The sequence below is a fragment of the Persicimonas caeni genome (assembly GCF_006517175.1).
GTDB classification, from domain to species: domain Bacteria; phylum Myxococcota_A; class Bradymonadia; order Bradymonadales; family Bradymonadaceae; genus Persicimonas; species Persicimonas caeni.
Genome location: NZ_CP041186.1, coordinates 4,683,713 through 4,696,076, shown reverse-complemented (window position 1 = coordinate 4,696,076; position 12,364 = coordinate 4,683,713). Strand labels below are relative to the sequence as shown.

7 protein-coding genes are annotated in these 12,364 nt (G+C 65.6%); 3 read left to right on the top strand and 4 right to left on the bottom strand.

Going from position 1 to position 12,364, the window contains the following annotated elements:
* Positions 1-94: 94 nt before the first annotated feature.
* The 3 genes from FIV42_RS17270 to FIV42_RS17260 all read right to left on the bottom strand — a co-directional run bounded on the left by FIV42_RS17270 (position 95) and on the right by FIV42_RS17260 (position 7,032).
* Positions 95-3,358, bottom strand: coding sequence for a tetratricopeptide repeat protein (locus tag FIV42_RS17270; protein WP_168210724.1), 3,264 nt, complete (start codon positions 3,356-3,358; stop codon positions 95-97).
* A gap of 158 nt (positions 3,359-3,516) precedes the next feature.
* Positions 3,517-5,166 (bottom strand): M48 family metalloprotease, encoded by a 1,650-nt coding sequence (locus FIV42_RS17265; RefSeq protein WP_141198898.1) that lies wholly within the window; start codon positions 5,164-5,166, stop codon positions 3,517-3,519.
* A 129-nt stretch (positions 5,167-5,295) separates the two neighbouring features.
* Positions 5,296-7,032 (bottom strand): M12 family metallo-peptidase, encoded by a 1,737-nt coding sequence (locus tag FIV42_RS17260; RefSeq protein WP_141198897.1) that lies wholly within the window; start codon positions 7,030-7,032, stop codon positions 5,296-5,298.
* A 356-nt stretch (positions 7,033-7,388) separates the two neighbouring features.
* Here FIV42_RS17260 and FIV42_RS17255 point away from each other — a divergent pair, with 356 nt between their 5' ends.
* The gene (locus FIV42_RS17255) at positions 7,389-8,336 is read left to right on the top strand and encodes an ion transporter (protein ID WP_141198896.1); all 948 of its coding nucleotides are present in this window, start codon (positions 7,389-7,391) and stop codon (positions 8,334-8,336) included.
* Between the two features lie 108 nt (positions 8,337-8,444).
* Positions 8,445-9,482, top strand: a complete 1,038-nt coding sequence (locus FIV42_RS17250) for an SDR family NAD(P)-dependent oxidoreductase (RefSeq protein WP_141198895.1) — start codon at positions 8,445-8,447, stop codon at positions 9,480-9,482.
* Between the two features lie 263 nt (positions 9,483-9,745).
* Here FIV42_RS17250 and FIV42_RS17245 read toward each other — a convergent pair whose 3' ends face one another.
* Positions 9,746-10,330, bottom strand: coding sequence for an OsmC family protein (locus tag FIV42_RS17245; protein WP_141198894.1), 585 nt, complete (start codon positions 10,328-10,330; stop codon positions 9,746-9,748).
* Positions 10,331-10,568: 238 nt separating this feature from the next.
* Between FIV42_RS17245 and nrfD the strand changes: the two genes are divergently transcribed.
* Entirely contained in the window at positions 10,569-12,269 is a 1,701-nt protein-coding gene (gene nrfD / locus FIV42_RS17240; protein ID WP_222615257.1) for an NrfD/PsrC family molybdoenzyme membrane anchor subunit, read from the top strand.
* The last annotated feature ends 95 nt before the right edge of the window (positions 12,270-12,364 follow it).

Here is a 12,364-nt window from a genome sequence, read left to right as displayed (position 1 = left end):
GGCAATTCGTGATTCGCGCGATTCATGATCACACGGCCAGAGTGCCAACTGAACGGCGATCGCGCAACTTTAGCCGCCCGGCCGTCGCGATGGCTCACTGCGAGTCGCGCCGCACGAGCTTGGTCGGCTCGAGCATATAGCCGTCGTCGGTGGTCACGAGGATGTCTTGTAGTCCGAGGTCGCGCATGCGGTTGATCGTCGTATAGACCCGACGCGCGCCCGCCTCGGGCATGATCACCTCACCGGGCCAACCTGCCTCGAGGGTTTCGTCGAGGCTGAGCGGCTCGCCCGGTGCAGTGAGCCGTCGCTCGACGAGGGCGTGCAAAATGCGCTTCAGCGCACCACGTCGGCTGATGTCGACCCTCTCCTCGCCTTTGACCTCCAGCCAGCGTGCGTCGGCGGCGACCTCCAGGTCGGGCTCACCGTCGGCGTCGAGCGCTGGGACAGCCCCGGTCGCCACGAGCTCGTCGAGGTAAGCTCGCAGACGCTCGGCCTCGTCTTGAACGGCCGTATGCGAACTATTCTCGCCGGCCTCCACACCTGCGTAGGCCTTCTGCAGCGCGGTCACTGCCGCGGTGACGTCTTCCTCGGCGTGGGCCATCCTGGCCAGGGCAGCCATCAAATAACCTTCGAGGGTTCGCGCCAAGGCGCGCTCGGTGGGTAGCTCGGTCTCGTCGAGTTGCTCGGCTGCGCGCTCGAAATGCTCGCGCGATTCGGCGTGCCGGTCGAGCATCGCGAGGCTAGCGGCCAGGTAGAGCCGCGCATACAGCGCGCGCACCACTGCTCCGGCGTCGATGAGGCTGAGTGCCTCGGTCAAATCGGCTTCCGCCTGCGCGTAGTGCCCGCGCCAAAACCTCGCCTCGCCGCGGCCGCGAAGCACCGCGCCGCGATCGGCCTTCGTCAAGCCAGCCGAGTCGATGATCTCGAGCGCGCGCCCGTAAGCGCGCTCCGCTTGCTCGGGACGGCCGGTCTTGATGTAGACAAACGCCAGTTGGAAGGTGATCACCACCATCTTTCGACGGTTGCCCAGCGCGGTGAAGATCTCGAGCGCCTCCTCCATATAACGCTCGGCCTCGTCGTATCTGAAGTGGGCGGTGATCGCCGGCCCGTACAGCGCCAGGACCTCGGCCAGCGCGCTGGGGTTGCCGATACGCCGCGCACAGATCTGAGCCTCGTGCAGGTAGCGCGCCGCCTCGTCACGCTCGCCTCGCCAACTGTGCAGCACGCCCAGTTGCTGCAGGACGGTCACCTCCTCGGGAGTCGTCGACCCTTCGACGAGTTCGAGCGCGCGATGCACGTACTCTTCGGTGGTAGAGTGCTGGCCCAGCCGGTGGGTCACGGAGGCGAGTCCGATCAGCGGCGCGATTTGGAACGTCGGATCGCCCTCCTCTTCGACTGCATCTTCAGCCAAAGAAAGCGCCGCTGCATAGTCGTCCCGGGCCTGGTCGTGCTGGTGCAGCCACTGCCGCGCCCGCGCGCGCGCTTCGAATGCCAAAATCTCGAGCTGCGGGTCCGAGAGCGCCTCGGCCAGCGCCACAGCTTGTTCGACGCGCTCGAGCTGTCCGGGGAGGGGACCGATACGCCGGTCGAGCTCGCTCAGCGCCACGACCAGACGCACTGCGCGCGCAGGCTCATCGGCCACGCACTGACGCAGCGCCTGTTGCAGGTTCGCCAGCTCCTCGGTCATGCGGCGTACCGCCTCGAGTTCGCCTTCGGTGTCGAGCAGCGCCATCTGGTTTTGACCCCACTCGCAGAAATAGCTCGCGTGCCGACGAGCAGCCGCGTCCAACGCCTCACCGCTCTGGCGGGCACGCACAAACTCGCGCACCGGCTCGTACAGCGACAGCCGTGCACGCGTGGCCGACTCGCTGCCGGGCGGCGAGCGCAAAAGGGAGTGGCTGTGGAGCGCCTCGAGCACCTCGATGATCGGTGGCGCCTCGGGAGCGTCGAGCTCGAGAACCTGCTCGGCAGCCTCGACGGTGAAGCCGCCCTCGAAGCTCGCACACTGGGCCACCGCCCGACGCTCCCACGGCTTGAGCAGTTTCCAAGACCGCTCGATCGCCTGTTCGAGCTGTGATCCGGTGCGCGCGGCAGCGTGCTCACTCCATGCGTCGAGCAACTCGGTCGGCGACAATAGCTTTCCGCCCGCAGCGACCAACTCGATCGCCAGCGGGAGCCTCGCGCATTGGGTGGCGATCTCGCGCAGCGCCGCGTGATCGCTCTCGTTGAAGCCCACGTGGGCGCCGCGCGCCTGAAAGAGGCGGTCGACCAAGAGCGCCAGCGCGGCGTCTTCGCCCATGGAATCGACACTCTGCACACACTCTCGCTCGTGGCCGAAGCTGCGTCGGCTGGTGGCCACGATCTGCACGCCCGGGCCGGCGTCGATCCAACCGGCGATCATCTCGGCAAGCGAGCCCCCCTGCTCCGAAGGCTCGACGCCGGCCAACTGCTCGACGTTATCGAGCACCATCAGCACCTCACCGCGTCCGCCCAGCGCCCCCTCGATGGCCTTGGCGGCGCGCACCGGGTCGTCGCTGGCGGGCAACTGCACCTCCACGGCCCGCGCGATGATCGCCAGCGCCGCGCCCACGTCGCGCGCGGCGGTCAAGTCGCAGAACCAGGCTTCAGCAGCCACACCTGCGCGCTCTTCGAGCCACTGGTCGCCAAACTCCACGGCCAAGCGCGTCTTGCCTGCGCCCGCAGGCCCGACAAGCGTGATCCAGCGCGAGGCCGCGCCAATCCGTTCGGCCAAGCGCGCCAGTTCGACGGAGCGGTCGACGAAATTTGTGTGAAAGGTCGGCAAGTTGCTGCGCCGAAGCGGCTCTCCGGACACGCTGTAGGCGCGACGCTCGGCGAGTTCGGCCGGCAGGACCACAAAACCCGATTCGGAGAGCCGGGTCTGCCCACAAAACTCGTGCAGCTCGAGCACCGACGGCTCGAACTCCGCCCACGCCTCCTTGCCGATATAGTGGTGGACGCCGACGCTGACGACCGTTTGGCCGGCGCCGGCAAAGGTGGCGAGGGTCGTGGCGCGACGAATCGCGCGGCCTCCGTGGCGAACCTCGCCCGAGAACGGCGCACGCCGCTCGAAGAGCTTGCCCAGGTCCAGGCCCATCTTGACGCGCAGACCACGGTACAACAGGACGCCGTCGTCCGAATGGATGGCCTCGGCGTCGGGGTGCTCGAGGAGAGCATCGGGCCAAGCCACCTCCAACAGCGAACGCTGCACGTTCAAGCACCAACGCAACGCCCCGAGCGGCGCGTCGAACGCGGCCAAATGGCCGCCCTCATTACACAGAAGTGCTCGGCCGTCGTGCACTTGGAGCGCGCTGTCGAGCCGCCCCAGAAGCAACTCCACGCTCGCTCGCATCGCCTCGGGCCGATCTCTCCAGAGACGGTCCGCCCCAGCGATTTTCGTGGAAACGACGCTGAGAAACGTTTTCGACATGCATTTGGCCGGGTTGGAAGACTACCTCAGCCAATTGTGACAGTTGGTAAGGTGCAAAATCAAGATGGTTATATCCGGGCCCAAGCCCCCTCATCGACCGCGCTACGCAGGGCGAAGTAGTCTTCTGAGAGCGCAAAGTGGATCAGCGCGTCGACCCGCGCGCGCTTTTCTTCGCTCGCAGGCTCGTTAATCTCCGGCTCGAGCAAGCGCATCGCGTCGACGGCCGCGTGCAGGCTGCCACAGGCGAGCAGACCGGCGCGGTCGGCGGTATAACGGGCAATGCGCGAGAACTTCGCTAGCTCGCGCCGCACGAGCGAATGCTCGCACGCCTCGTCGTCGTCGCAGTGCAGCGCGCGTGTGCGGCCCCAGCGAGCCAGCGCGGTCGACTCGGCCTTCGCAGCGTCGCGTGTGAGCGCCAGCCACTCCGAGCCCGCCGCATGTCGTGCTCCCCAGACGGGTTTGGCCAGCTTGATGGCCTTGGTCTTCTTTGCCCCCAGCAAGCCGCGAGCGCCGAGCCATTCACCGGCCATCAACGCCAACTCCACGCTGCGTTCTTTGACCCCCTGTACGTACTCCGCACGGGTGAACAGCAGGTGTCCGGCGCGGATATGCTCGACCTGGCTGGCGAGCACGAAGTCGAGCTGCGCGTCGGTGAGTTGTCGCGTGCTCCCATCTTCGAGGTGGGACTTGGCGAGCAAAATGAACGGCCGCTTGCCGCGCCCCAACGCACACGCTCCGGCTTCTTGGCGGCTCAGATGCACCGGCGGCGCCGGAATCCCCAGCAACGTGGCGACGCGCTCGAGCCGGGCGTGGAGCTTGGGATAAGTCTGCGCATCGGCGCGCTCGCAATGGGCGCGAAGGGCGTCGTCATCGCGCTCGCCGCACGCCCAGCGCGCAGTGAGCCGATGCAGGGCGGCCTTGCGGTCGTGCTCGTCGGGGTGGACCAGTCGGGTGTCGTGAGCTTCGTCGTCGAGCGTGCCCAGTCGTGCCGCGGCCGCGCCGACCGACAGAACGCCACAGGTCGAGTCGCCAAAAACCTCGCTGGCCGCTTGGGGGTTGACGAGCTCGAGTACGCTCTTGGCCGTCGTGATTTGATGGCGTCTCGCGCGGCTCACCGACCAGGTCAGCCGCGAGAGCGCCTCGTACGCCTCCAGGCGCCGCACTTGCCAGCGGAGCGCGCCCACGTACAGCTCGACGGCCTGCTCGAAGGCGCCCTCCTCTTCGGCTTGGCTTGCCGCCTCGAGATAGGCCTCGCACACGGCCATCGCCTCGGTCGACGCCCCGTCGGTCCAGTCGCACACCCCGGCCGACTGATGCTCCTGCGCAGCGGCGACCAGCCGCTCGACAGGCTCCTTGGCGCCGAGCTCGAACAACTGGCGAAGCCATTTGCCGGCGACCAACGGGCCGCCAAACAACTCGCGTTCACCGACGAAGAACCGATCGCGGCCCCACCCCGTCTCCACGCGCCAAGCGGCGGCTCGCGCCAACTCCTCGACGTGCAGCACACCACCGGCGGCCTCCCACAGCAAGAAGCCGCGCCGGCAGGTCATGGCGAGCCAGCCGCGAGCGGCGTCTTGGCCCGCGAGCGGACCGGTTTGGAGCAGGCCGACCAAGAATTCCTCGGCGCCAAGCTCTTCGATTAGAAATGTCTCGATGGAGGGCGTCGGCTCGTCGAACCACAATGAGCCGATGCGAAGTGTAGTGCGCTTCTGAAGCATCGTTTCCCCAACTGCTACGAATCTTGGAGAAGCCCGAGATGAGCTCGCGGACTTGTACAACGCAGAAGCGAACCGTTCAACCCCCTGAAATGTAACGACTTTGCAACACCCGATGATGCGGCGACTAGCTCAGCGCATCGGGATCTGCGTGCCGAAGCGCGCCTCGAAGTCGTCCTGCAGCTTCGCCAGCGCCGTCGTCTTGCCCACTCGCCGGTAGTAGCCGGCCAGGGAGACCCAAAGCTGCACGTTGCTCGGCACCAGGTCGCGCGCCTTGACGAAGTGGCGCTCGGTGGCGCCCTGCTTGTTCTGCAGCATCGCCAGATAACCCGACATCATGTGGCCCAACGCACAGTTGTCGTCGAGCTCGAGAGCGCGCTTGCAGGCCTTGCTGGCGCGGTGAAGGTCGCTCGAGTTGCCGGCGAGTTGGCACTTCAGTGCCTGAGTGGCGGCGACGTCGGCGTGGCTCTCGGCGAGCGCGTCGATGATCGCTTTGGCCTCTTTGTTCTGGCGCTTGTCGAGCAGTTCGGCGGCCTTGCGGGCGTGGTAGACGTAATCGGCCTCCTCGTCGGGCGGCACCGCGCCTTTTTTGACGCCGAAGAACTTGCGGATGTCGGCGATATGCTCGCGGACCTCCTGGGCGCCCTTCATCATCGGCACCTTGGCGATGGCGTCTTCGGAACGGGTCAAGGCGCCCGCCTCGGCGTACAGACGGGCGAGGCTGAGCCATTGGAAGCCCTCGACGCGCTCGGCGGCGTCGATGCGCCGGCGGCCCTCGTCGATCATCGCGAGCGCCTCGTCACGCTCGTCGCGCTCGAGATGAAAGATGGCGAGCATCAGCGCCGGCGACGGGTTCTCCTTGGCGACGGCAAAGGCAAGCTCGCACTGCTCGCGCGTTGCGTCGGTCATCCCGAAGGCCCGCGAGCGCACGTAGCACGCCGCTGCCATCACCGGCGGATTGTGCTGGCGCGACGAGGCGAGCGGCTGGAGGTGCTTCCAAGCCTCGTCGAAGCGCCCCTGACCGGCCAACTCGCGCGTGCGCTGCAGCCGGGTGGCCTCGCGGCGGGTGAGCACGTTGACGTCCAGATACGCCTTGGCGAGCGCCACGGATCTCTCCCTCGCTTTCGGATCGAACGCGTCTCGATACCGACCGTCGAGCTCCTCGAGCAGCCCCTTCAAAAAGGCGCGACGCCACGCGTCGTGGCTGTCATGCTCGGCGCGAAGCTTGACCGCCAGGCGGATGATACGCGTGTTCGCCGGGCCGAACGCCTGCTGTTCGGTGCTGCTCGCCGCGCCCATCAACCAGGTCGGCTCGCGGGTGTGCACGGCGCCGAGGGCGTGGCCAAGCTCGTGGAGCACCACCGACGTCTCCTTGTGCTCGAGCCGAGCGCCGTAAAGCCGGTCGCGCTCCTCGTCAGTCAGCTCGTCGAAGGCCTGATCGAAATGCTCGCGCTCGGCGGCGTCGTTCATCGCCCGCAGCACGATGTGTTGACCGTACGACTCGGCCATCCCCAACAAGTGAATCGACGGCTGGAAGGCGGCCAGCGACTTGGTCATGCCGATGACGAAGTCGACGTCGTCGGCCGGATCTTTGCCCCTGAGCTCGGCGAGGACCTGCTGCAAGTTGCTGCCGTCGCTCTGCGGTTGCCACTCGACGATCTGCACGACCTGCAAGTCGAAGTTGAACTGCTCTCGGGTCACTCTGCCAGCCGCCTCGATCTGCTCTTCGATACGCTCGCGCCAGCGCACGGTTTCTGCCCGGTAGCCCGCCCCGGCATACACCCGCACCTTCAAGTGCACGAGCTCTTCGGGCTTGTCGATCGTCTCGGCGGCCTCCGCAGTCGACGAGTACGTCTGTGAAGGGGTCATATGCTCGGCGGCGGCGAGTTGCAGGTCGCGCGGTGTGGGTGCGCACGCAGCGCACAGGCATATCCAACACAACGAGGCCGCCAAAGCGAATCTCGAACAATGTCTCATTTGGCGGCTCCTCATCTCTCCCCTCCACACAGCAGTCTCGGTCGGCACGAAAGCGGGCGGCATTCTCGCCCTAGCCTCCCATCGTGCGCAAGAGGAAACCATTGAAGAGGCTAAAGCCGCGTAAATTTTGCGCAAACGTCGTTGTATCCTGTTCGAATTCCCCCTAAACTGCCGCCACTTCAATCCGAAAACTGAGTCGGAATTCAGGGCCCGACTCTATAGCTCGCTCACGCCTAAGGAGGCGCGTTTTGCTTGTCGAGAAGCTCCAAGAGATCGCCGAGGCGAAGTGGTTTACCAACTTCATCACCTTCGTCATCATCCTCGCCGGCGTGGTCGTCGGCATGGAGACCTACCCGTCGGTCGTCGAGGCCTACGAGACCGAACTGCACATCCTCAACGAGATCATCTTGTGGATCTTCGTGGCCGAGGTCGTCGTCAAGATGGGCGCCGAGGGCTCCAAGCCGTGGAACTATTTCAAGGACCCGTGGAACGTCTTCGACTTCTTCATCGTGGCGGTCTGTTTCGTGCCGGGAGCGGGAAGTTACGCGGTGATCCTGCGTCTGGTGCGCCTGCTGCGTGTCTTGAAGCTGCTGAGCGCGCTGCCCAGGCTGCAGTTGCTCGTCGGAGCGCTGCTCAAGAGTCTTCCGTCGATGGGTTACGTGACGATCCTGTTGGGGCTTTTGTTCTACGTGTACGCGGTCGCCGCGGTGTTCATCTTCGGCGCCAACGACCCGATGCACTTCGAGACGCTGCACCTGGCCACGCTCAGCCTGTTCCGGGTGGTCACCCTCGAGGACTGGACCGACGTGATGTACATCAACATGTACGGCTGCGACGAGTACGGCTACGACGGCGTCGAGCACCTGTGCACCGACCCCAACGCCATGCCCGTTGTGGCGTCGGCCTTCTTCGTTAGCTTCGTGCTCTTGGGCACGATGGTCATCCTCAACCTGTTCATCGGTGTCATCATGAACGGCATGGAAGAGGCGACCATGGAGCAGGAGGAGTTCGACGAGCGCGAGCGCATGAAGAAGCAGGGCATCACCGAGCCGGAGCACACCGTCGAGCACGAGCTGTTCGAGCTCGACCAGGCGCTCGAGGAGTTGCACAAAAAGGTGGCGGTCATCAGCAGGCGGGTGCGCGCCGAGCATGACGGTCCTCCGGCGACCGACGGGGCGGTCGACCCGGCCGAATAAGGCCCGCCGACCGACAGCCCCCGACCTACTGGAACCCGCCCGCGCGATTACGCTTAAGGAGTGATCGTGCGGGCGTTTTCTTTTCGAGAAGCCATTGCCGGGGGAGTCATGGAAGCCGGAAATCTTTTGTCATTCGCCGTGGGGCTGGCTGCCGGATATCTGGGTATCCAGCGCTTTCGCGCCGACGACCTGTCGGGAAAGACGGTGCTCATCACCGGAGGCTCGAAGGGCCTGGGCTTTGTGCTGGCGCGCGACTTTGCGCGCATGGGCTGTCCGGTGGCGATCTGCGCGCGCGACGAAGAGGAGCTCGACATCGCCCGGCGCCGCCTCGAAGACGAGGACGCCCAAGTGGTCACCGGCGTGTGTGACGTGGCCGACCAAGCCCAGGTCGACCGCTTCGTGGGCGAGGTCGCCGAGGCGTTCGGGCCGGTCGACATCTTGGTCAACAACGCCGGCATCATCCAGGTGGGCCCGGTCGAAAACCTCGACGTCGACGACTTCGAGATGGCCATGGACACGATGTTCTGGGGGGTGTTGCACCCCACACGCGCCGTGCTCCCGCAGATGCTCGCCCGCGGCGAGGGCCGCATCGTCAACATCACCTCGATCGGCGGCAAGGTCAGCGTGCCGCATCTGCTTCCCTATTGCTGCGCGAAGTTCGCCGCGGTGGGCTTTTCCGAGGGGCTGCGCGCCGAGATGGCCGGCCGCGGCGTCGACATCATCACGATTGCGCCGGGGCTGATGCGCACCGGATCGCACGTCAACGCCCTGTTCAAGGGCAAGCGCGACGAGGAGTTCACCTGGTTTTCGATGGGCGCAGGCCTGCCGATGATCTCGATGAACGTCGAGCGCGCCGCCCGGCGCATCATCGCCGCGACCAAGCGCGGCAGCGCCGAGCGTGTGTTGTCGGCTCCGGCCAAGCTGTTGAGCTGGTTCCACGGGCTGCTGCCCGGCACCACCACGAAGATGATGGGCGCGATCAACCGCCTGGTGTTGCCGTCGGCCGACGGCGCCCACCAACGAGCCGAGCCGGGCAGCGAGGTCTACGACACGCTCGACGACGACGCCCGCTCCCTGCTCGACACCTTCGCCGCGCTCGGCCAAAAGGCCACCGAACAATTTCAGAATTTGAGTCGGCGTCGTTAGTTGACCTCCATCCCCCAGCTCCGGTCGCACTACGCGCTCGCTGCGCAGGGGGCTATCAAAGGGTGGTAGCGCCCTTCGGGCTCGCTTCTCGTCGGCCCTGCCCAGTTCACCACATGTCGACCTTGGGGTTGAGTTGCCAAGGAGCTACAGGTGGCGCGGGCCATGCTCGAACTGAGGCCTTACAACACCTGGAGCCCGGAGGGCGGCATCCCTTCTTTGATAGCCTCCTGCGTAGCGAAGCGGAGCTGGAGGTGTGAAGGCGATCAGATCATCTCGACGCGCCCGTTGATCGGCACCGGGTTGGTGACGGTGTAGTAGTTCGGCGAGTGGCCGCAGGCGGCCTTCAACAGCTCCTCGTACTGCTCGCGCGTGCCATCCCCGCTGACCCGGGCCACGAAATTGAGCTCCTCGTAGCCTTTGGGCACCGACTCGTCGATCCCCAAGAAGCCGCGTAGGTCGATGTCGCCCTCGAGTTCGATCTCGAGCTTGTCGAGACGGATCCCTTTGACCGCTGCGTTGACCACAAACGTGTTCATGATGCACGCGTTGATGGCGGCAAAGAGCACCTGCTGCGGGTTGGGGTATTTGCCCTGTCCCAGCAACTCGACCGGCTCGTCGATCATGATCTCGAAATCTTGTGGGTTCTCCTCCCCGCCGAGCACCCACGAACCGATATGGGTTCGGGTGATATCTCCTCCCTCCCAACTCGTTGTCGCTCGCCAGGTCGTCTGGGCCAGGTCCGGATTGGCCTCGAGCTGGTCGAGCTTCTCGAAGAGCGTCTCGGTGTCGATCCCGTTGATATGATCTTGCGAAGGCGATTGCTCCGGCGGACGTGCTTGCGTGGACATCTTCTACCTCCCTTGTTGTCTGGTTGTGGTGTGATCTGAGCCGCTGCACTGGCCCCCTTCGCAGCGACCGATGGGCCAACGAGAGCAAATGTAGGACGGTGACGGTGGTGTCCAGCCCTCTCGAACGATAAGATCGGCCCATCATGGCACTCCTCTTGCAGATCTTCCGGGCGTTCCCACATTAGACACGCTCTCGGCCGGCCTCGCGCCCTCACTTGTCCACTTTCGTTGAAACACCGTGACACAATCTGAAACACATAATTACGGATTCGTCATCAACAATCGCTCGTGCATCGGCTGTCATGCCTGCTCGACGGCCTGCAAGAGCGAAAACGAGGTGCCGCTGGGCGTGTACCGAACCTGGGTAAAGTACACTGAGGTCGGCGAATACCCCAACGCTCGGCGTCAATTTCAGGTAACGCGGTGCAACCACTGCGCGAACCCGCCGTGCGTGCGCATCTGCCCGGTCACCGCGATGTACCAGCGCGACGACGGCATCGTCGAATTCGACCCGGAGGCGTGCATCGGCTGCAAGGCGTGCATGCAGGCGTGCCCCTACGACGCGATTCACATCGACCCGGACAGCGGCACGGCGTCCAAATGCCATTACTGCGCCCATCGCACCGAGGTGGGCCTGGAGCCGGCGTGTGTGGTCGTCTGCCCGACCCACTCGATCATCGCGGGCGACATGAACGACCCGAACTCCGAGATCAGCAAGGTGCTCGCCAAAGAGCGCGTCACCGTGCGTAAGCCCGAGCAGGGCACCTCGCCCAAGCTCTTCTACATCGACGGCGACGACGTCACGATGCACCCGACGGCGACCGAGCGCACCCCGGAGACGTACATGTGGGCCGACACCGTCGAGCCCCACGGAGCCAAGGCCCAAAAGACCAACGGCCACGCCCACAAATCGAACGGCAGCACGGGCGTTGCTCAACTCGCCGCGACCAAGCGCGCCGACTCGGGTGTGCGCATTCGCGAGCCGCAAACGCAGGGCTTGCCCCAGGGCGGCCCCATCCAGCTCGGCCAAGGCCGCCGCGCCGAGCACATGGTCCAGGTCGCCTACAACGCCCAGCACGAAATCCCGTGGCACTGGCCGGTGCCCGCCTACCTGGTCACCAAGGGCATCGCCGCAGGCGTCTTTTTGCTGCTCGCCCTGGCCGCGTTTACCGGCTTGAGCACGCTGACCGCGCCGGTCGCCTCGGTGGGCGCGTTGATCTCGGTGGTCTTTTTGGCCGCCACCACCGGCCTTCTCGTCTTCGACCTCGAGCGCCCCGAGCGCTTCCTCAATATTCTGTTTCGGCCCCAATGGAAGAGCTGGCTCGCCCGCGGAGCGCTGCTCCTGATCGGGTTTTCGGGCATCGCCACAGTGTGGTGGGCGCTCGAGACCGCCGCTTGGATGGGTTGGATGGACCTCTCGGTGGCCGAGGCCGCTCGCCCCTGGCTGTTGGGCGTGGGCACGCCATTTGCCATCGGCACCGCGATCTACACTGCCTTTTTGTTCGGCCAGGCCGAGGGCCGCGACCTGTGGCAGAGCACGCTCTTGCCGCTGCACCTCGTCGTCCAAGCGGCGATGATGGGCGGCGCGGTCGTCTCGATCATGGGCGCGGTGATGGCGTTTCCCGAAGGCCTGATGAGCCTGGCGGTCGGCTTCTTCGCCGTTTCCCTCGTCGTCGACCTCTTCGTGACCTTGCTCGGCGAGTTCGGCATGCCCCACGCAAGCGAGGTGGCGGCGCGCGCAGCCCACGAGATCTCGCACGGCGCCTACAAGGGCTACTTCTGGGGCGGCGCCATCGTGCTCGGCCACCTCGTCCCGCTGGGACTCTTGCTCGTCGGCGCGCCCATCGCGGCGGCAGTGGCGGGCGTCTGCGCCATCATCGGATTGTACTTGTTCGAACACGCGTTTGTAATGGCACCCCAGGAGGTGCCCAATAGTTGAGCCTTTTGCAGTTCGCGGAGCCGGGGCTTGCCCCGAGCGGAGCCGGCGAGTGCTTCGCGGGCAGCAAGCAGCCGCTCCGCGATCGAAAGTTGCGA

Bases quoted from the DNA above. Each gene is read 5' to 3' on its own strand.
- FIV42_RS17250 (WP_141198895.1), top strand. From the start codon at position 8,445: ATGGAAGCCGGAAATCTTTTGTCATTCGCCGTGGGGCTGGCTGCCGGA.
- FIV42_RS17245 (WP_141198894.1), bottom strand. From the start codon at position 10,330: ATGTCCACGCAAGCACGTCCGCCGGAGCAATCGCCTTCGCAAGATCAT.
- FIV42_RS17260 (WP_141198897.1), bottom strand. From the start codon at position 7,032: ATGACCCCTTCACAGACGTACTCGTCGACTGCGGAGGCCGCCGAGACG.
- FIV42_RS17265 (WP_141198898.1), bottom strand. From the start codon at position 5,166: ATGCTTCAGAAGCGCACTACACTTCGCATCGGCTCATTGTGGTTCGAC.